This window comes from Cohnella sp. LGH, from assembly GCF_017671885.1.
GTDB lineage: Bacteria > Bacillota > Bacilli > Paenibacillales > Paenibacillaceae > Cohnella > Cohnella phaseoli.
The window spans coordinates 4,490,276-4,509,360 of record NZ_CP072117.1; the positions used below are offsets into that span (position 1 = coordinate 4,490,276).

General features: G+C 57.8%; 18 protein-coding genes. 1 reads left to right on the plus strand and 17 read right to left on the minus strand.

Going from position 1 to position 19,085, the window contains the following annotated elements:
* Positions 1–92: 92 nt before the first annotated feature.
* The 15 genes from J4772_RS19405 to J4772_RS19475 form a co-directional block, all read right to left on the minus strand.
* Positions 93–1,322 (minus strand): EAL domain-containing protein, encoded by a 1,230-nt coding sequence (locus J4772_RS19405; protein ID WP_116060349.1) that lies wholly within the window; start codon positions 1,320–1,322, stop codon positions 93–95.
* Positions 1,323–1,404: 82 nt separating this feature from the next.
* Positions 1,405–3,711: an EAL domain-containing protein gene (locus tag J4772_RS19410; RefSeq protein ID WP_209070982.1), complete on the minus strand. Its 2,307-nt coding sequence runs from the start codon at positions 3,709–3,711 to the stop codon at positions 1,405–1,407.
* Between the two features lie 150 nt (positions 3,712–3,861).
* Complete coding sequence (locus J4772_RS19415; RefSeq protein ID WP_247740779.1) at positions 3,862–5,091, minus strand: M20 metallopeptidase family protein; 1,230 nt, start codon at positions 5,089–5,091, stop codon at positions 3,862–3,864.
* Complete coding sequence (sdaAA, locus tag J4772_RS19420) at positions 5,069–5,989, minus strand: L-serine ammonia-lyase, iron-sulfur-dependent, subunit alpha (RefSeq protein WP_209070983.1); 921 nt, start codon at positions 5,987–5,989, stop codon at positions 5,069–5,071. The genes J4772_RS19415 and sdaAA overlap by 23 nt, the downstream gene beginning before the upstream one ends.
* Positions 5,986–6,666 carry an L-serine ammonia-lyase, iron-sulfur-dependent subunit beta gene (gene sdaAB, locus J4772_RS19425; protein ID WP_209070984.1) on the minus strand — a complete coding sequence of 227 codons (681 nt, stop codon included), beginning with the start codon at positions 6,664–6,666 and terminating at the stop codon, positions 5,986–5,988. The genes sdaAA and sdaAB overlap by 4 nt, the downstream gene beginning before the upstream one ends.
* A 16-nt stretch (positions 6,667–6,682) precedes the next feature.
* Positions 6,683–7,750, minus strand: coding sequence for a dihydrodipicolinate synthase family protein (locus J4772_RS19430; protein ID WP_209070985.1), 1,068 nt, complete (start codon positions 7,748–7,750; stop codon positions 6,683–6,685).
* Positions 7,751–7,753: 3 nt separating this feature from the next.
* Entirely contained in the window at positions 7,754–8,770 is a 1,017-nt protein-coding gene (locus J4772_RS19435) for an NAD-dependent epimerase/dehydratase family protein (protein ID WP_209070986.1), read from the minus strand.
* Positions 8,771–8,887: 117 nt separating this feature from the next.
* The gene (locus J4772_RS19440; protein ID WP_209070987.1) at positions 8,888–10,261 is read right to left on the minus strand and encodes a hypothetical protein; all 1,374 of its coding nucleotides are present in this window, start codon (positions 10,259–10,261) and stop codon (positions 8,888–8,890) included.
* 336 nt (positions 10,262–10,597) lie between these two features.
* On the minus strand, positions 10,598–10,960 hold the full coding sequence (locus J4772_RS19445; protein ID WP_209070988.1) for a hypothetical protein: 363 nt from the start codon (positions 10,958–10,960) through the stop codon (positions 10,598–10,600).
* 26 nt (positions 10,961–10,986) lie between these two features.
* Positions 10,987–11,646 carry a phosphate signaling complex protein PhoU gene (gene phoU, locus J4772_RS19450; RefSeq protein WP_116060523.1) on the minus strand — a complete coding sequence of 220 codons (660 nt, stop codon included), beginning with the start codon at positions 11,644–11,646 and terminating at the stop codon, positions 10,987–10,989.
* A gap of 25 nt (positions 11,647–11,671) precedes the next feature.
* A complete protein-coding gene (gene pstB / locus J4772_RS19455) occupies positions 11,672–12,427 on the minus strand; it encodes a phosphate ABC transporter ATP-binding protein PstB (RefSeq protein ID WP_220377075.1) in 756 nt (251 codons plus the stop codon).
* 42 nt (positions 12,428–12,469) lie between these two features.
* Complete coding sequence (gene pstB / locus J4772_RS19460; protein WP_116060338.1) at positions 12,470–13,228, minus strand: phosphate ABC transporter ATP-binding protein PstB; 759 nt, start codon at positions 13,226–13,228, stop codon at positions 12,470–12,472.
* A gap of 17 nt (positions 13,229–13,245) precedes the next feature.
* Complete coding sequence (pstA, locus tag J4772_RS19465; protein ID WP_116060337.1) at positions 13,246–14,133, minus strand: phosphate ABC transporter permease PstA; 888 nt, start codon at positions 14,131–14,133, stop codon at positions 13,246–13,248.
* The gene (gene pstC / locus J4772_RS19470; RefSeq protein WP_116060336.1) at positions 14,130–15,032 is read right to left on the minus strand and encodes a phosphate ABC transporter permease subunit PstC; all 903 of its coding nucleotides are present in this window, start codon (positions 15,030–15,032) and stop codon (positions 14,130–14,132) included. The genes pstA (J4772_RS19465) and pstC (J4772_RS19470) overlap by 4 nt, the downstream gene beginning before the upstream one ends.
* A 76-nt stretch (positions 15,033–15,108) precedes the next feature.
* Positions 15,109–16,056 carry a phosphate ABC transporter substrate-binding protein gene (locus tag J4772_RS19475; RefSeq protein ID WP_209070990.1) on the minus strand — a complete coding sequence of 316 codons (948 nt, stop codon included), beginning with the start codon at positions 16,054–16,056 and terminating at the stop codon, positions 15,109–15,111.
* A 183-nt stretch (positions 16,057–16,239) separates the two neighbouring features.
* On the opposite strand from J4772_RS19475, the gene J4772_RS19480 reads away from it, so the two are divergent.
* Positions 16,240–17,112 carry a LysR family transcriptional regulator gene (locus tag J4772_RS19480; protein WP_209070992.1) on the plus strand — a complete coding sequence of 291 codons (873 nt, stop codon included), beginning with the start codon at positions 16,240–16,242 and terminating at the stop codon, positions 17,110–17,112.
* A gap of 23 nt (positions 17,113–17,135) precedes the next feature.
* On the opposite strand, the gene pstA (J4772_RS19485) is transcribed toward J4772_RS19480, so the two are convergent.
* Complete coding sequence (gene pstA, locus J4772_RS19485) at positions 17,136–18,029, minus strand: phosphate ABC transporter permease PstA (RefSeq protein ID WP_116060333.1); 894 nt, start codon at positions 18,027–18,029, stop codon at positions 17,136–17,138.
* Positions 18,026–18,991 carry a phosphate ABC transporter permease subunit PstC gene (gene pstC / locus J4772_RS19490; protein ID WP_116060332.1) on the minus strand — a complete coding sequence of 322 codons (966 nt, stop codon included), beginning with the start codon at positions 18,989–18,991 and terminating at the stop codon, positions 18,026–18,028. The genes pstA (J4772_RS19485) and pstC (J4772_RS19490) overlap by 4 nt, the downstream gene beginning before the upstream one ends.
* Positions 18,992–19,085: the final 94 nt, after the last annotated feature.

Here is a 19,085-nt window from a genome sequence, read left to right on the forward strand (position 1 = left end):
AAAAATCGGACCTATACAGATTAATCATACCATAAGTGCGGAACGGGCCGCACCCCGGACCTGCGACGCAAAAGGGAGCCTATCCCCAGTCCTCAGACTTTGGGGATGGCTCCCGGATTCGCAGCTGCGGGCTGCTCGCTCGGCCTACCGATCAAATATCCTTGCGCGTAATCGAATCCCATCGCACGAAGCAGCCTCAGCTCTTCCGGACGTTCGATGCCTTCCGCGACCGTGCGGATATTCATCTTCTTCGCGAAACGGACGAACGTGCGCAGCATGTGCTTTTTCATCTCGTCATTGTCGGCCTGACGGACGAGCGAACGGTCTACTTTAATGTAATCGGGACGCAGCTCGACGATCGATTGCAAGGAAGAATACCCGGCTCCCGCGTCGTCGATGGCAATTTCGTAGCCTTGCGTGCGGTAATGCGCCAATATTTTTTCCGCCGCCTCGAAATCGTCGACCGAGCTTCTCTCCGTCAGCTCGAACACGACCTGTCCCGGATGTATCCCTTTCTCGTTCAGCCAACGCACCGTCTGGCCGGATACAAAATGCGGATCGTTAATAATGCTCATCGTGACGTTGATAAAAATTTTCTGCATAGCTCCGAGTGCCGGAGAATGCCGAATTGCCGTTTCCCTGGCCAGACGATCAAGGGCGAGGGCCATCTGGTTTTTTTCGGCGAATCTGAACAGAGTGAGCGGACCGTCGAACATGCTCCCTTCCGGACATCTCGTCAGCGCCTCGTAGCCGAAAATCTTTCCGTCGCCGAGCCTTACGATCGGCTGGTAGACGCTCTTGATGCTGCTTTCCGCCAGCAGGCGTTCCAGCTCGCAGCGAAGCTCCCAATCGCGATGCCCGCTTAGCGATTCCCGGATTCGTTCCGTCGCCTTCACGACGCCGTCGTAGACGACGTCCTTGACGCTAGCCCTCTCAAGCCCCTGCAAGCTGGCGTAGCCGATTCCCCGCTCCTTCTGGCCCGAGGTCGGCCGCGTATGCCGAACCTTGCCTACCGATTCCGCGGCGATCGCTTCCTTGACCCGCTTGGCCATCGCCCGCAAATATCGGTCTCCCTCGTCCGCCTGCAACGAATTAGGCAAACCTGCGTACAGCCACAGATGTCCCGACACTTCGTCGCCAAACCACAAATCGTTCCGGTTCATCGATCTGGAGAGCCAATTTTCCCATTCGAAGCCCTCTTCCCTGAACTTGGTCGCCAGGCCGCCGCTCCATTCAGACAGATCGATGCCGATAAGGCCGATAGAAGGATGATGTTCGATTCGATCGATGAGTTGCTCTATGCCGAACCAGGACGTTGCCATTCGATTGAACACCAGCTTCCCCGTAAAAATATTCGCGAATATAAATGTAGCAAGCTTTTGTTAACGAAATTCGGAGTTTATGTTAACGCCCCGTTAATTCCATCTCCTCTCGCATATCTGTCGACTCGCGATCCGCGAGTTCCTCCCATGCGATCGAATTGCCGCGCTGGCGCTTGGCCTGTTTCTTCAGCAGCGCCGCCCTCTTCGAGAGCGCCTCCGCCGTCCAGCCTGCCGTTGATCGACATAGGATCAGAGAGAGCGACAGGGACAAGGCCGGCTCCTCCAGCAGCTGTCCCGAGCGGTCGAACGCCGGCTCCGAGTGAGTCGGAGCGTAAGCGCCGATTCCTTGCTCGAACTTGGCGATCGTCTCGTGCGCCGATTCAAGCGCATCGATTTCGGAAGAAAGCACGATAAAGTCGTCGCCACCGATGTGACCGACGAAGCAATCGCCGTTTGGGCGCTCCCTCGACACCTGAACAAGCGTCTCCGCCGTATAGCGGATAACGTCGTCTCCCCGCTGAAATCCGAACTGGTCGTTATACCATTTGAAATGATCCAAATCCGCATACAGTACTGCGAACGGCCGACCCTCGGCGAGCCTGCGATCCACTTCTCTGCGGATCGGCTCGTTGCCGGGAAGCCCGGACAGCGGATTCGCCCATTGCGCGGCCTTCACGCGGGCCTGCGATACCCATTCCAGCATGGAACGGATCGAAGCGATTCCCGCCACCTGGCCGTCTCTGGTTATAATGACCTCGTCGTACAGCTTGTCCGGCTCGCGCGCCATCGCCATCTGTGACGCCTGATCCACCGTAACCGACTCTTCGACGATGGCCGGATGAGTATCCATAATTTTACCGACGGGCCTATTCCAGTAAAGCGGAAGTCCGAATTGGCCGGACAGCAGCTGCAGCAGCTTTTCCTTCATTAATAAACCGATCGGCCTGCCCGCCTCCGAGATCACGACGCCTTGGGCTTCGCGGTGCTGCTCGAAATGGCGCGACACCTCCGACACCGGCGTATCCCGGCTAAACTGCTTTACCGGATTAATCAAGGCGGCCATCGTACCGGCCGCTCCCGTAAACCTCTTGCCGACCTCCGCCCGAATGAGGGCTTGCAGCTTGGCAATCCGCTCCTTCTGGGCCTGCACGCTCTCCGTTCCCGATTCAGCAGACTGCTCCGCTTGGGCGTAGTGCATTCCGCTGGCGACAAGGCCCGGCAACAGAGCCTCCCGATCGAGTCCCCCGGCGATAAAGACAATCTGCTCCTTGCGCGACAGAGCGATCAACGCTTGCAGCAAGCTCCCCTCCACCGAGTCGGGCGTCTCGCCGCGAATCCAGTCGACGTCCAGACGCGCGTAGTCGGGATGCAGATCTATCATTTTGCGCAGCGAATCCAGCTCCGGCCGGATTCCCGATATCGAAATGCGAAAGCCTTGATTGCGATAATGCTTCAAAGCCGATCCGGTCATCGCTGCCGATTCGTTGTCTCCGTCGATCAGAACGAGCACGACATGCTCCGGTCGCAGATTCGCCGCTTCGATTCTCCGCAGCGTGCTTCCGGGGTAAAGCCTCGGGTCGAAAATAATTTTGGCGGGGACGGGGAGAAACAGCTTCACGTCTCCGTTGCGGGACGGTAGCCCCCGAATCGCCGCCTCCCGAAAACGGCGATCCCACTCGAACAGCTTGCCGGATTGGTCGGCTTGGGCGTAGAAGGAGCGCAGGTCGATCCGCTCTCCCTTGCGCCCTCCGATCGGAACGGCTTCGTAGCCGTACAACGAACCGTCGAGCAGCGACACGATCGGCAAGTAGCGAACCGAAAAATCGAAATCGGCCGCGGATTCACGCAGTTCCTCCAGCGGAAACCGGATGAGCGGCGCAGAGGAGAAAAACATATGCTTCCAGGCCGTCTCATAAGCGTTGAGCAGCGCGGTTTCCCATTCTCGGGGACCGGCGGTACTCGGAAGCGTCCGACCGTCCTTGCCGACAGCCCAACCGAATCCGCTGCGGATACCGCCGCCCGCCGCCGTCATTTCGGAGCATCCGAACTCCAGCAGCGCTCGCTGCGCCGTATCTCGGATAAGAAACGCCATTCTGCCCGGCGAAAGATCTGCCGACGCCCAATCGTCGTTCTCCTCCGGCGAGAATACGACGATCAGAACCAAACCTTCGCCGGATGGCGCCCACCCCTTCACCGAGCTCGACAGCTTCGACAGCCGCAGTGCGATTAAGCGCAGCAAACGCGCGACGCGAGCCGGCGAGTCGCCGTTAAGCCCGCTTCCGCTCTCCCACCGCACGACAAACAAGCCGCAGCGCTGCGGTTGTCCGTCAGCGCTCAGCCCGTATTTGACAATCTCGCGATCCAACCAGCCTTCGATCTCCTTCATCATGACGTCCTACCTCCGCACGACGTTTCCCTGCTAACGAGATCCGTTTGTTTTTCTTCACCTTAACACGGTCTCGTTATTTGTAGTCCCGTACTTTGTTAACGGAAGGTAAATTAAGGAGGAGGCGGCTGTCCTATCAAGTTGCTCTGAAAGCTAATCGAAACCTTTCTCCGACAATCCGGCATCCAATCTGCCCATCGCGATCGCGGCCAGCAAAGCCGCGCCGTCCGACAGACAATCCTCGTTCAGCGTATAACGAGGATGGTGCAGACCGTACGCCTGCCCGGCTCCGTTCTCCGGTCCCGAGCCGAGCCAGATGAAGCAGCCCGGCACGCGCTGAAGATAGACGGAGAAATCCTCCCCCGCCAGCACGGGAGGCGCCTCGATCCGGTTTTCCCGGCCAAGAACCGCATCGATCGCCGCCTCCGCATGGCGGACGCAAGCGTCGTGGTTGACAAGCACCGGCACATGCCGGATATAGCGCAGTTCCGCCTCGCACCGATAAGCCTCCGCGGTTCGGTTGATTAATCTTAGCAGTCGATCCGGCATCTTCTCTTGAACGTCCGGAGAGAAAGTTCGCACTGTCCCGGCAAGCTCCACCCGCTCCGGGATCACGTTATAAGCAGCGCCGCCATGCACGCTGCCGACGGTCACGACCGCCGGACTGAACGGGGATAGCTCGCGGCTGATCGCCGTCTGCAGCGCCATCACGATCGCCGACGCCGCCACGACCGGATCGACGCACTGCTCCGGCAGGGCGCCATGCCCTCCCCGGCCCGTCACGGTCACCTCGAACTGATCGACGGAACCCATCAACGCCCCGAAACGCGTTCCCGCTTGACCGGCAGGCAGCGTGGGCAAGTTGTGCAAACCGTAGATTTCGTCCACGCCTTCCAGCGCCCCCTGCCCGATCATCGCTTTCGCCCCGGCGTTGATCTCCTCCGCCGACTGAAACAGCAGCTGGATGCTGCCGGACAGACGATCCCGGCGCTCAGCCAGCAATCTCGCCGCGCCGCACAGCATCGCCGTATGCGCGTCATGGCCGCAGGCGTGCATAACGCCCGGCACTTGCGACGCATACGGCAAACCGCTCTCCTCCTGGATCGGCAGCGCGTCCATGTCCGCGCGCAGGGCAATGCGCGGCCCCGGTCGACTGCCAGCCAGTTCGGCCACAATGCCGTGACCGCCAACTCCGCGCCGCACGACGTCCAGCCCCAGGCCGCTCAGCCACTCGGCGACGGCATCCGAGGTGCGCTCCTCCTCGAAGCTAAGCTCCGGATACGAATGAAGCTTCCTGCGCAGCGCGATCAGTTCACTCTCGATCGCGCCGGCGGAAGCTCGTAAGCTTCTATAGACATCCTCATTCACCATCGTTCTCCCCATCCTTCCTGTCGCCTGACGTCCTCGTCCCCGCAGCAAGCTGCTCGGCAAGTCTTCTGCCTTTCGGCGTCTGTGCCAATCCGCCCTGCGCCGTCTCGCGGTGAATATCCGGCATGGCGCCGCCGACTTCCAGCATCACTTGAATGACCTCGTCCGACGGAATGACGCTTCGCACGCCCGCCAATGCCATATCTGCGGCAGCCAGGGCGTTAACCGCGCCGAAGCCGTTGCGCACGATACACGGAATTTCCACCAAACCCGCTACCGGATCGCAGATGAGTCCCAGCGTGTTTTTCAAAGCGAGCCCGACCGCGTGCACCACTTGCGCCGGACTGCCGCCCTTCAGCTCCGTCAGCGCTCCCGCGGCCATGCCGATCGCAGATCCGATCTCCGCCTGACAGCCGCCTTCAGCTCCGGAAATAAAAGAATTGTTGGCGATCACATAACCGATCGCTCCCGCGCAGAACAACCCGCCGACCATATCGTCGTCGCTCCAGCCGAACCGTTCCTGACTGCTGACGAATACGCCGGGAATGACGCCGCAGGAGCCGGCGGTCGGCGTGGCGACGATGCGCCCCATCGAGGCGTTCACCTCGGACACCGCCAGCGCGTAAGCCATCGCCTTGCCCGCATCGAGAGCGAGCGACGAATCCGGCCGACGAGCGTAAACCAGCGTCCGCTTCGCGTCTCCTCCGGTCAGCCCGCTTCTCGAGCCTCCTTCCGCCGCAGCCCCTTTCCTTACGGCTTCCTTCATGATGCCGTAATATTGCTTCATTTTGTCCCATTCCCGCTCGGCCGTTCGTCCCGACTCCATTGCCTGATCCTCCAGCATCACCCGGTAGATCGGTTTGCCTTCCCGCACGCTGAGCTCCGCCAGCTCGTTCAAAGTACGGAATCTCATGCCTCTGCACCGCCATTCAGATCGATATAGCTTATGCCGGTCACGCCAGGCAGCCTCCGAATTTCCTCCAGCAGATCGTCGGAGAGCCCCCCGTCCGTCTCAACGGCCGTCGCCGCCTCTCCAAGCCTGCCTTTGCGGTCGACGTCCATATAGCCGATGTTGACATTCGCCCCGCTTAGCAGCCGCGTAATATCCGCAAGCACCCCGGTACGGTCGCCATGAAACACAATCGTCGTCGGATAATCGGCCGTAAAACGCAGGTCAAAGCCGCTAGCCTCAACCACCTCGATATTGCCGCCGCCAATCGAGCAGCCGGTCATCCTGCAGAAGCGATCGTCCGAGCGCAGCTCCACGGACAGCGTATTCGGATGAACGGCCGCTCCCGCGCCCGCCCGGAACGTCACCTTCATCCCAGCCTCGGCCGCCAACCGCAGCGAATCGGGAATTCGCGCATCGTCCGTGCCGAACCTCAGCAGCCCGGCTACAACGGCCACGTCGGTTCCATGTCCGGCATAAGTCGCCGCGAAGGAGCCGTAGAACACAATGTCAGCCTCCTTCGGCATTGCGCCGAGCAGCTCCCTGGCGACTCGGCCGAGCCGGGCGGCGCCTGCCGTATGCGAGCTGGACGGGCCGATCATGCTCGGTCCGATAATCGAAAATACGTCTTTGAATCGCATTTTCCGCTCACAACCTTCAGACCAGCCATTCGGCCAGATTTCGACGCACAAAATCGTCGTCGTTCAGATGCGGATATTCCCGATACACCCGGTCGATCTCTTCCTTTTGCCCCTTCGACAGCTGTTCGTGAGGATTGAGACACCATGTTCCCTCCAGCAGTCCCTGTCTGCGCAGCACCTCATGAATGCCCGGAATGCATCCTGCAAACCCATGAGCAGGATCGAAAAAGGCTGCATTAGAGTCGGTAACTTCAACATTGCGGGTCAGCCATTCCGCTGGAATGCTCCCTTGCTCCCGCACGCGTTTGATTTCCTCCAGCAGTTCCACCGCCTTGTGCGTCCATACGGCCCAATGGCCGAGCAGCCCTCCGACGATTCTTTTCTCCACAACACGGCCATCCGCCTGAAACTTGTAGACGGTCAACAAGTCGTTAACGATATTATCGTCGTTGCCTGTATACAGCGCGATTTCGTCCCGCCGCTCGGAGCTGATCACCGCACGCACGACGTCAATCGTCTGGTAGCGATTAAACGGCGCCATTTTGATCGCCACGACGCCGGGAATGTCGGCGAACGCCCGCCAGAAGTCGAAGCTGAACGTCCGGCCGCCCACCGATGGCTGCAAGTAGAAACCGATGATCGGCATGACATCCGCCACCTTTTCCGTCCGTTTCAGAATGTCCGCCTCAGTCCAGCCTTGCAGCCCTCCCATACTGAGCAATCCGGCATCGTACCCGAGCGAGGCGGACGTTTCGGCCTCCGCGACCGCCTGCTCCGTTGGCCCGCATATTCCCGCAACGCGTATAAACGGACGCTGCAGCCCCGCTCGCGCTACCTCCTCGGAGGCCAGGCGCAGCACTTTCTCAAACAAATTGTGCTGCGGCTCGCGAATCTCGAATTGCGTGGAATGAACGCCGACGGCGATGCCGCCCGCGCCAGACGCGATATAGTAACGGCTAAGCGCTCTTTGACGCCGTTCGTCCAGTTGGCGGTTCTCGTTCAGCGCCAGCGGATGCGCCGGAATGACCAGCCCCTCATGCAGCGCCCGCTTCAGCTCGGGCGTAAGCTCTCTTCTCCCGCTCATCGCTCAAAACTTCCCCTTTCGTTCCTGGAAATGCGTCGGCTTGTTCAAGGTCGCTCCGCCGACCTCCACCCATTCCGCAACCCAATCGATCATTTGGAGCAGCGAGACGCGGGGATAGCCGAACAGTTGATGGCACTTCGTTGAATTGTTCAGCAGCGCATTGTCGGACTCGGTTCCCGTGAATACCGGCTCGATTCCCAATCGCTCGCCGAACTTCTCCGCCGCCCAGCGGATGGACATCGTCTCGGGACCCGTCACGTTCAGGAAGCGGGCGGGCGCTTCGCAAACGAGCAGGGAGCGAATGGCAATCTCATTGGCGTCTCCCTGCCAGATGATGTTCGCATGCCCCATCGTCAGGTCGATCGGTTTGCCGCCTTGCACCGACTTGGCGATTTCCAGCAGTACGCCGTAGCGCAAGTCGATGGCGTAGTTGAGACGATAGATAAGCATTTTCGTGGAATGGACTTTAGAGAAGTGCTCGAATACGCGTTCCCGTCCCAGACAGGATTGACCGTATTCCCCCACCGGCGAAGGCGGCGTCGTTTCGTCCGCTCCCCCGCTCCCAACCGGCGTAAACGGATACACGTTGCCCGAGGAAAAGACGACGATCCGCGAGTTGCGATACTTCTCCGCGACTCTGCCTGGCAGATAAGCATTCATCGCCCAAGTGAACGATTCGTTGCCCGTCGTGCCGAACTTGTTGCCGGCCATATAGATGACATTCGGAGCGTCCGGCAAGCTTTGCAATTGCTCCTCGTTAAGCAGGTCGCACGCGATCGTTTCGATCCCCTCGGCCTCCAGTTGCTCCCGCAGCCCCTTCTCCGAAAAGCGCGACGCCCCGATCACCCGATTGCTCGCTCCGGCTTGCTTAATTGCATTCATAAGCAGCTTGGCCAGGCTCGGCCCCATCTTGCCCCCAACGCCCAGCAGCAGAATGTCTCCCTCGATGGCGGCAATATCGCGAATCAGCGCCTCCGAAGGCTCGGCCAGCTTGGCCTCCAGTTCTTCAATCGATTTCATCCGTTCTTTCTCCTTCCGTTGTCGAGAATAAGTTCATCATAATCCCCCCTCTTATTAAAAGACAAATCTTTAAGTCGTCTGTAAACCGTCGGAAGGCCGGGCTTTCCATGCCCTCGCTTACTTCCAGCTTTCGTCCGCCAGAAAGACGAACCGGAAAATTTGCCGCGGCCGCCCCTTCGGAACCTTCTCCACGCCAACGATTCGAACCAGGTTATGATCCATCCATTGTAAAATAAGCCTGTGCGCCGTTCGGACGGTCACGTTAAGCAGTACGGCCAGCTCGTGCGCCATATAATCCGTCCTGCCGGTGCGAGCCGTTTGGGCGAGCAGCTTGCTCAAATAAGCGGACGTCATGCCCGCGCTCTCCGTTCGCCGAAGCAGCTCTGCATCCGTAATCGACAAATCCTGTTCAAGCGAATCCGCCATCGCCAGCGGTCCGATCAGCGTCTTGTCCTCGCGCACGATAAAGCACGTATCCCCTCCGGCCTCCTTCGCTTTGCGCAGCGCGGCTCTCGCGTGCGTGCCCGCTTCGTTGGCAGAGCGCCCGAAGCCGATGCCGATGCTAAGCGATAGGCCGAATTTCCGAAAAGCTTGCCTGCCCAACGGGATCGTTTTGTAGCCGCCGGTCTCCCGCTCGAAGATGCCCCGCGTCGTAAAAAATAAATACTCGTCCCCTCCGAGAGGGGTCAAATAGCCGTCCAGCGACTCTACGTAATCAAGCAGCATACGGTGGATATCCAACTTAAATCTCTGTACGTCGTGCTCAGTCGTATGGCCGTGAATCCTTTTCTCGAAATGATCCGCGTTCAGCAGCCCAACGACAATCTGCGCTTCTTTGCTCCGGCGGGTTTCCGTCGACAGCAGCGCGCGCTCCAGCGCGACCGTAATGTTCTGATCCGTCGGGATTACCCATTCGTTCGGGATGCCGAGCTTCGTCAGCGCCAGCGCCACCGCCCCTTCGGCGGTCAACGCCCCGTCGCTTATCCCGGCTTCGAACCGTTCGCGATGAAACGCAATCAGCTCTTCGCGCGTTGGATAGGCCGATCCGTCGTAATGATCCGCTTGAACGCGGGATTCCCCGATCTCCTTCAGAAATTTGTCCACCATCTGCTCGCCTAGCGTATCGATGGACAAGCGCAGGCTTTTGTCCGTTCCTAACGCATTGATCAGCCGAGCCAGCGCCCGGTAAAAGCCGGTATCGGTCAGCGGCACGAAGTGCAGCGCCGTCTTCACATTCGCTTCCTCTCGAATTCGACGGTAAGGGAGCGGCCCCGATACGAGAATGACCTCCACTTCGTCCGCAATCTCTTCGGCCAACCGCGGCGCCGAATCGTCCTCCTCATAAGTCCGCGCCACCGGCTTAAAGGACGGGAACGCTTTCAGAACTTGCAATATTCGCTTCACCAGGGCATCCGGGCCGATAACGCCGATTGAAATTCCCTGATTCTGATCCTGACTCTGATTTTTATTCGAATCGTATACGTCATCCATATAAATCCTCCGTTCGTTTGCCGATGATGGCGATAAAAAGCGAAAAACCGCCCAAAAGGGGCGGTTTCCCGTAGAGTTATCCCACAAGCCTTTCAAGTTGCTCTGAAAGATGATTGAAGATAAAGGTGACAAGGGTACATCCCCTTTCTTTGTCTATCGATCATCTCTAGCAACTCTGCTTATTGAACAACCCTATGAAGAGGAAACCCACTCCATTGGGTCGTTCTCTTCAACGCATCTTTGATTCAACCTATATAGCACAGTGTAGAGCATGATGTCAACTGAATTATGCCGGCACACCTGGCCATCACTTACGAATTTTCTGATCAACCACTCTTAAAGATATAGAAGCCAGACCGTTAGACGACCCAACAAGCTCGCACCTGCACTCCTTACGGTCTGCCAGACCGTTAGACGGCCCAATAAGCTCGCACCTGCACTCCTTACGGTCTGCCAGACCGTTAGACGGCCCAACAAGCTCGCACCTGCACTCCTTACGGTCTGCCAGACCGTTAGACGGCCCAACAAGCTCGCACCTGCACTCCTTACGGTCTGCCAGACCGTTAGACCACCCAACAAGCTCGCACCTGCACTCCTTACGGTCTGCCAGACCGTTAGACGGCCCAACAAGCTCGCACCTGCACTCCTTACGGTCTGCCAGACCGTTAGACGGCTCAACAAGCTTGCATCTGCAGCCAATCCGAAGCTCGCAAGCTGAGCTGAGCCTACTGATTCAAATCCGGACGTTTGCCCGTCATCAGGTAGACGACGCTCTCCGCAATATTCGTCGCGTGATCGGCAATGCGTTCGATGTACCGACCGACAAAGCTGAGCAGCATCGCCTGGCCTACCGTCTTCGGATTTTCGACCATCAGCGAGAACAGCTCGCGAATAATTTGCGAGTACAAAGCGTCGACCTGATCGTCGTCCTTCGCGCTCTTGTAAGCCAGGTCGACGTTCTCCGTAACGTACGAATGAAGCGATTCCCGAATCATGACCGCTACGATGTCCGCCATTCTCGGCAAGTCGAGCAGCGGCTTGATCAGCGGCTGTCCGTCGAGACGAATGACGACTTTGGCGATGTCTACTGCCAAGTCTCCCATCCGTTCGAGATCGCTGGAAATTTTGAACGCAATCAGAATGCGCCGCAAATCCTTGGCAACCGGCTGCTGGGTCGCGATCAGCTTCGCGCCGATCTCGCTGATTTTCTCTTCCAGCTGATTAAGCTCGGAATCGGATTGAACGATTTTTTTCGCCGTCTCCACATCGGTGTTCTTCAGCGCTTCCATCGATTCGATGAGCGCCTTTTCCGTACGGCCGCCCATCTCAACCAGCAATTGCGTAATTTCTTCCAGCCCGTGATCGAATTCCTGTCTTTTGACCATCATTCTTCTCCGTCCTCCCCCGGCTTCAGCCGAACCGTCCGCTAATATAATCTTCCGTGCGCTGATCCGTCGGATTGGAGAACAACCGCTCCGTCTCCGAATACTCGACGACTTCCCCGTTCAGGAAAAACACGGTCTGCTGCGACACCCTCGCTGCCTGGTGCATGTTATGCGTAACCATGACGATCGTATAACGGTCCTTCAGCTCCTGAGCCAGCTCTTCGATCTTTAGCGTGGAGATCGGATCCAGCGCCGACGTCGCTTCGTCCATCAGCAGAATGTCCGGCTCGACGGCCAACGCCCGCGCGATGCACAGCCGCTGCTGCTGCCCGCCGGAGATGCTGTTCGCGGAACGCTTCAGATGATCCTTCACTTCGTTCCACAGCGCAGCGGAGCGCAGACTCGTCTCCACGATCTCATCCAGCTTCTTACGTTCGGTAATGCCATGCAGACGAGGGCCGTAGGCAACGTTGTCGTAGATCGATTTCGGGAACGGATTCGGCTGCTGGAACACCATTCCGACTCGCTTGCGCAGCGTCTCGACGTCAACGTCTCCCGAGTAGATGTCGGTGCCGGCAATTTCAACCTTGCCTTCGATGCGCGTGCCGGCGATCATATCGTTCATTCGATTGAATGTGCGCAGCAGCGTCGATTTTCCGCAGCCCGAGGGGCCGATGAACGCGGTAATGGCCTTCTCCGGAATTTCCATATTGACGCTTTTCAAAGCATGAAAGTCTCCGTAATACAAGTTCAGGTTGTCGATCTCGATAATGGAGTTCATGGCCATTCTCCTCTTGTCTGATGTACTGGCGCCGACGGCGCTTTATCCGAACCGCCCGCTGATATAGTCGCTTGTCTCCTGCTTCTGCGGATTCGTAAAAATGTTCGTCGTCACGTCGTGCTCCACGACTTCCCCGTTTAGGAAAAAGGCCGTCTTATCCGATACCCTTGCCGCTTGGTGCATGTTGTGGGTAACGATGACGATGCAAAATTCCTGCTTCAGCTCGGCGATCAGCTCCTCGATCTTCGAGGTCGACACCGGATCCAGCGCCGAGGCCGGCTCATCCATCAGGATAATGTCGGGCTTGACCGCGATCGATCTCGCGATGCACAGCCGCTGCTGCTGTCCGCCCGACAAGGCGAGCGCGGAATTGTGCAGACGATCCTTCGTCTCCTCCCAGAGCGCGGCTTTGCGCAGGGACTGCTCGACGATTTCGTCCAGCTTCTTCTTGTTCTTCGTTCCATGATAACGAGGGCCGAACGCGATGTTCTCGTAGATCGATTTATGGAACGGATTCGGCCGCTGCCACACCATGCCGATGCGTTGGCGCAGAGAGACGACGTCGGTCGTCTTATCGTTGATATTGCGATCCCGAATCCAGATTTCTCCCGTAATGCGGCAATCGGGAATCAGATCGTTCATCCGGTTCAAACTTCTCAGGAACGTCGATTTTCCGCAGCCGGAAGGGCCGATAAGCGCCGTCACCTGCTTCGCCCGAAAATCCAGCGATACGCGTTTAACAGCTTGCTTCTCGGCATAATAGACGCTCAAATCATTGGTGGACATCCCGATGGCTTCCATCCGGCTCCATCCCCCTTCTATTTAATAGCCGTAAACTTGCGGTGCAAATAACGTCCCAGCCATCTTGCGCCGAAGTTGAACAGCAGCACGGCGATGACGAGCACGGCGGAAGCTCCGGCCGCAATTTCCTTCGCGTCGGGCGCCAGGCCCTCGGAATTGATTTTCCAGATGTGTACCGCCAGCGTTTCGGCCGGACGGAACGGATTCAGCGGCGAGAACGGGCTGAACGGATTCCAGTCGGTGAAGTCAAGTCTCGGCGAGCTCATGCCCGCGGTAAACAGCAGCGCGGCGGCTTCGCCGAACACGCGACCAGCGGCAAGAATCGTACCTGTCAGAATGACCGGCATTGCGATCGGCAGCATGACCGAAGTAATTGTCTTCCACTTGGACAAGCCAAGCGCAAGACTTGCTTCCTTCTGCTCTCTCGGTACGCCGCGCAGCCCTTGCTCGGTAATCCGCACCATCAGCGGCAAATTAAACACGGTCAGCGCGAGCGCTCCGGCAAAGAGCGAAAATCCGAAGCCGAACAGGTTGACGAGCACCAACAAGCCGAACAGACCGACGATGATGGAAGGTACGGAGGAAAGCACTTCGACGACCAAGCGAATGCTGTTCGTAACCTTATTGGCCGGCGCGTATTCGCTCATATAGATGCCGGCCCCCAGGCCGAGCGGAATCGTAATGATCATCGTCAGAACGAGCAGGAACACCGAATTGAACAGCTGCGGACCGATGCCCCCGCCTCTGCGGATCGTTTCCGGAGCGGAGGTCAGGAAATCGAAGCTGATATGTCCTAGCCCGCGGACGAGAATGAATCCGAGCAAGCCGGCCAGGACAAGAACGATCAGGCCGGCGACCGAGACGATAACCCCGGTCGCGATTTTATTTGCGGTTTTGGCGCTCATAGCTTCGATCTCCTTTCCAGCCAGCGCACGATGAAGACGAAGACGAAGGTCATCATCATCAGAATGAGCGCAAGCGACCACAAGGCGTTGTTAGCGACGCTGCCCATCGCCGTGTTGCCCATGCTCAGCGTAATCGCGCTGGTCAAAGTCGAAGCGGACTCGAACAGCGAGCGCGGAATGTGCGGCGCATTGCCGATGACCATCTGCACGGCCAGCGCTTCTCCGAAGGCCCGGGCGATGCCGAGCACGATGCCCGTCATCAAAGCGGGAAGCGTTGTAGGCAGCACAATGCGGTATATCGTTTGCCAACGGGTGGCCCCCAGCGCGAAGGAACCTTCCTTTAATCCCTTCGGCAGCGCGGCCAGCGCGTCGGTCGCTATTGTCGTAATCGTAGGCAAAATCATAATCGAAAGCACGACCGCTCCGGCTGCGATGCCGACGCCTTGGCCGGGAAACACGTCGCGAAAAAACGGAACGACGACGCTCAAACCGACGAAGCCGTAGACGACGGACGGAATGCCCGCCAGCAGCTCGATGACCGGCTGTAAGTACTTGCGCCCGAATCCAGGCGCGATTTCTACCATGAACACCGATGCGCAGAAGCCCAGCGGCGCGGCGATCGCCGCGGCTAGCAGCGAGGTGCTGAAAGAGCCGAAAATAAACGGTAAAGCGCCGAATACCGCAGGCTCTCCATCCGGAGCCCACTTCAAGCCCGTCAACAAATCGATGACGTTCACATGGTTAACGAAAAAAGTGCTAAGTCCTTTGGAAGCGACGAAATAAACGATCGAGACAATGGTGAGAATAAGAAACGCGATGCAAAGCAGCGTATAAATTCTGCCGACCCATTCTTCCGCAAGATGCGGCTTAGCTTGCTGTTTTTCTAACGGCTGAGCCATGTACCTCTCCCTTTACACAGCCAATCAAGAGGCATTGCGTGGACGCCTCTTGATTGGGCTTAGGATATGGAGCTTGTTACTTCGTGATCGTACCGTTCACGTCGCGCTTCACTTGCATTTTGCTTGCCGGGATGTAGCCCAGTTCGACGACGTCGGCGTTTTGGATTTCATCGCTCAGCATGTAGTCCAGGAAAGCTTTGGCCAGCTCGCTTGGCTCGCCCTTCGTGTACATGTGCTCGTAAGCCCATACCGGATACGTTCCGTTCGCTACATTGTCTACCGTTGCTTCCACGCCTTCATATTTCAGCACTTTGATCGATTCGTCGAGGTAGCTCAGCGCCAAGTATCCAATTGCCCCCGGAGTTTCGCCAACCAGCTTTCTTACCGTACCGGAGGAATCCTCTTGAATGGAGCCTTGCAGGTCTTCGGACTTCTGACCAAGCGCATATTTCTCGAACGTTGCGCGAGTACCGGAGCTGGAAGGACGGTTGATGATCTGAATCTTCTGATCGCTGCCGCCGAGATCTTTCCAGTTCGTCACTTTGCCTGTGAAAATATCAACCAGCTGCTGCTTCGTCAGGTTGTCGACGCCCACTTCCGGGTGCACGACCGCCGCCATTCCGACTACCGCCACTTGGTGGTCAACGAGCTCGGCCGCTTTGTCCGCATCCAGCTTCTCTTCCGCGAACACGTCGGAGTTGCCGATGTCGGATTGTCCTTCGGATACTTGCGTCAGGCCCGTGCCGCTTCCGCCGGCTTGAACTTGAATCGATACGCCTTTATTGCCGTCCATGAACTTCTTCGAAGCTTGCTCGACCAGCGGCAGCAGTGCCGACGATCCCGTCGCCAGCAGCGATCCGGACAGCTCGGCGGCAGGACTTTCGCTTGCCGGCGTCGTGCTTGCGGGAGCCGAGCTTTCCGGCGCCGGCGAGCTTGCGCCTCCGCTATTGTTGTTGTTTTGTCCGCATGCGGCCAATACCACCGTCAATACCATTACCATCAGAAGCAAAGCAGTCTTTTTCATTTCGTATAGTTCCCCTTCCAACTCTCATTTGTTTTTGTTGACAGTTCATATTGTAGAAGGCGCGCATTCGCGCAATGTTTTCGTTTTGTTAACGGAATGAAAAATGTAAATATAAATATTCAATATAATTTATAGTATTATAGATTTATTAAATGACGCGATGTCGCAAGCGGAGGATTGATTATGAGTCTATTAAAATTGAAAATTGTCGAGCTGATCGATCGCTATAAACAAGTGACCGCAGTGGCCGACGCGCTGCGCATGAAGCAGCCGACAATTAGCTTTCATATGAAGAACATGGAGTCGGAATGGGGGATCAAGCTGTTCGAGGCCAGAGCCGGTCGCATGGTGCTGACGGATGCCGGAAAAAGCTTGCTGCCCTATGCGACGCGGATCGGGGCGCTGTATGAGGAAGCCGAGACGGTGATCGGCGAGCTGCGAGACAATGAACGCGCCCTTCTGCGCATCGGCTGCACCGATTGCGCGCAGGCGGCAATGACCCCTATGGGATGGCTCGCGCGGGTCGGAAGCTTCCCTGGCAGCCGTATCGCCGTTGTCACGGCCGACGAGGACACGTTGTATCGGCGGCTGGAGTTCGGCGAGCTGGATCTTGTGCTCGGGGGACGCCGATCCGCCGACCCGGAGCGCCTGCCAAGCATCGAGCTTCTCGTCTCCCCCTTCATGCTCCTGCTTCCGGCAAATCACCCGCTGACCGGAGCGGCGGATCACGCGCTTGCGGAGCGGCTTCAACGCTATCCGTTCGTCGTTCACGCCGAACGTTCTCTTTCCGAGCTTGTCGCGCCCTGGCTCGCCCGGCATGGCGTCGCGTCGGTCGCCGGCACGTTCGATTCCGCCCAATGGATCGTCCAAGCCGTCGAAGCAGGGCTCGGACTCGCTATTTTACCCGAATGCATGCTGCCTGAGAACGCGCGAAAGACGGCCTCGGCGAATGTGCCGGGCCGTCCCGAGAACTGGACTCTATACGCCGTTCGGAACGCCCGCGAAGGAAATGCGGAGCTTGCCGAGCGCGCCATTCAGGCGCTGCTCGATCTTTGACTGCGAGCTTCTCGAATGAGCGCTTACTTGCTTCTGCGCTCCTTGATCCACAGCGGAATCCGGAACACAATGTTGAAGAGCAAAATAACGAAGACAAGCACGGCCGCGGCTTTATCGGAAATGGCCACAGCGTCGGGCACGATCGCCTCCGATTGGACGTACCAGAGGTGTACGGCGAGCGTCTCTCCCGGCGAGAGCAGGTTAAAGTCCCACATTTCGCCCGATGTCGTCACCCCTGCGGTCAGAATGATGACCGCACTCTCTCCGAACGCCCGTCCGGCAATCAAGCAGATGCCGGTGACCAGGCCGCTGATCGCGGTTGGAATAAGCACTCGGCGAATCGTCTGCAGATGCGTTGCGCCAAGCGCGAACGAAGCCTGCTTTAGCTCCTGCGGAACGGCGCGGATCGATTCCTCCGTCACCCGCGTCATGACCGGCAGGTTCAAGAACGCCAAGCTGATCGCTCCTCCGACAATCGTCAGTCCGATCTGGAACATCTCTACGAACAGCGCGATTCCGAACAGGCCGAAAATAATCGAGGGCACCGAAGCGAGCCCTTCCACGCAAATTCGGACGAATCCGATGAGCTTGTTGTCGGGGGCGAATTCCGCCAAATAGATGCCGGCCGCCATACCGAGCGGAACTGCGATAAGCAGGGAAATCGCCAGCATGTAGAACGAGTTGAACAGCGCAGGACCGATGCCTCCGCCCTCTTCGATCTCGCTCGGCAAACCGAGTATGAAATCCCAGGTTAACGAAGGCAAGCCCTTCTGTAAAATCAGATAAAGCAGCGCCAGAATAAACAGGACGATGGCGGCGGATACGCCCCATACGAATGCGGTAAACAGCCGATTGTTGATCAGATTGAGACTGCGTTTCGTACGGAAGGCGCCAGCAGCCGCTGTAGCGTTTTTCATCGAACAGCCCCCCTTTGCAGCAGTCGCACGAGAACGATCATCAACAGGGAAATCACGAGCAGCAGGAAGCCCATCATATAGAGCGCATTATTCCAGGTCGAATCGAACGGCACGTTGGCGATCTGCATGACAATGTTGCTCGTCAGTACCGAAGTCGGCTTGAACAGCGCATCGGCCAGCTGCGGCGTATTGCCGATAACCATGACGACGGCCATCGTCTCGCCGATCGCGCGGGCCATCCCGAGAATGACGCCGTACATGATGCCGCTGCGTGCCGCCGGGATCGTCACCTTGAAGATCGTCTGAAAGCGGGTGGCGCCAAGCGCATAGGAAGCGTCTCTATATTTTCGCGGTACCGCGCTGATCGCATCGTCGCTCACCCGGCTAATCGTCGGCAACACCATAATCGTCAACACGATCGCAGCGGCCAGTATGCCGTCGCCCATATTCGTACCGGTTACGTCTCTAAGCAAGGGAATAAGAATCGTAAGTCCGAGAAATCCGTAGACGACGGACGGAATGCCGACCAGCAGGTCCAGAACTGGACGAAGCAGATTGCGCAGCCAATTCGGCGCGATATCGGCCAGAAATACGGCGATGACGACCGACAGAGGCACCGAAATAAGCAACGTTAGAAGCGTTAAAGCAAACGTGCCGAAAATAAACACGAAAGCGCCGTAGCGATCCTCTTCTGGAGTCCAGTCCGTCGAGAAGAAGAACGTCATCGGGGAGACGTCGCGGAACGTCAGCACCCCCGTGCGAAACATCAGGAACAGAATCGCAAACAGAATCAGACAGACGAATACCGCGCTGGCGATGCAGGCGATTTTGAAAAAGCGATTGTAAACAAGAAGTCTGTTTTTCCTGTCGAAGGAACGGCCTGAGCCCGCTTTGATGCTGCCGCCCAAATCGCTCGTGTTCGGGCTGACGATCGACGGACGCGCCGACGTATCCAGTTGCATAAATTCAAGTTCCTCCCATGAAGAAACCAGCTTGGCGAGGGAGCCGCTTCGCTGGTTTCTTCGCGAATGTTCAATCGGTTGAATCGTCGTTGGC

Coding starts and splice junctions, on each gene's coding strand:
- J4772_RS19405 (WP_116060349.1), bottom strand. CDS start 1,322: ATGGCAACGTCCTGGTTCGGCATAGAGCAACTCATCGATCGAATCGAA.
- J4772_RS19410 (WP_209070982.1), bottom strand. CDS start 3,711: ATGATGAAGGAGATCGAAGGCTGGTTGGATCGCGAGATTGTCAAATAC.
- J4772_RS19415 (WP_247740779.1), bottom strand. CDS start 5,091: ATGGGGAGAACGATGGTGAATGAGGATGTCTATAGAAGCTTACGAGCT.
- sdaAA (WP_209070983.1), bottom strand. CDS start 5,989: ATGAGATTCCGTACTTTGAACGAGCTGGCGGAGCTCAGCGTGCGGGAA.
- sdaAB (WP_209070984.1), bottom strand. CDS start 6,666: ATGCGATTCAAAGACGTATTTTCGATTATCGGACCGAGCATGATCGGC.
- J4772_RS19430 (WP_209070985.1), bottom strand. CDS start 7,750: ATGAGCGGGAGAAGAGAGCTTACGCCCGAGCTGAAGCGGGCGCTGCAT.
- J4772_RS19435 (WP_209070986.1), bottom strand. CDS start 8,770: ATGAAATCGATTGAAGAACTGGAGGCCAAGCTGGCCGAGCCTTCGGAG.
- J4772_RS19440 (WP_209070987.1), bottom strand. CDS start 10,261: ATGGATGACGTATACGATTCGAATAAAAATCAGAGTCAGGATCAGAAT.
- phoU (WP_116060523.1), bottom strand. CDS start 11,646: ATGGTCAAAAGACAGGAATTCGATCACGGGCTGGAAGAAATTACGCAA.
- pstB (WP_220377075.1), bottom strand. CDS start 12,427: ATGAACTCCATTATCGAGATCGACAACCTGAACTTGTATTACGGAGAC.
- pstB (WP_116060338.1), bottom strand. CDS start 13,228: ATGGAAGCCATCGGGATGTCCACCAATGATTTGAGCGTCTATTATGCC.
- pstA (WP_116060337.1), bottom strand. CDS start 14,133: ATGAGCGCCAAAACCGCAAATAAAATCGCGACCGGGGTTATCGTCTCG.
- pstC (WP_116060336.1), bottom strand. CDS start 15,032: ATGGCTCAGCCGTTAGAAAAACAGCAAGCTAAGCCGCATCTTGCGGAA.
- J4772_RS19475 (WP_209070990.1), bottom strand. CDS start 16,056: ATGAAAAAGACTGCTTTGCTTCTGATGGTAATGGTATTGACGGTGGTA.
- J4772_RS19480 (WP_209070992.1), top strand. CDS start 16,240: ATGAGTCTATTAAAATTGAAAATTGTCGAGCTGATCGATCGCTATAAA.
- pstA (WP_116060333.1), bottom strand. CDS start 18,029: ATGAAAAACGCTACAGCGGCTGCTGGCGCCTTCCGTACGAAACGCAGT.
- pstC (WP_116060332.1), bottom strand. CDS start 18,991: ATGCAACTGGATACGTCGGCGCGTCCGTCGATCGTCAGCCCGAACACG.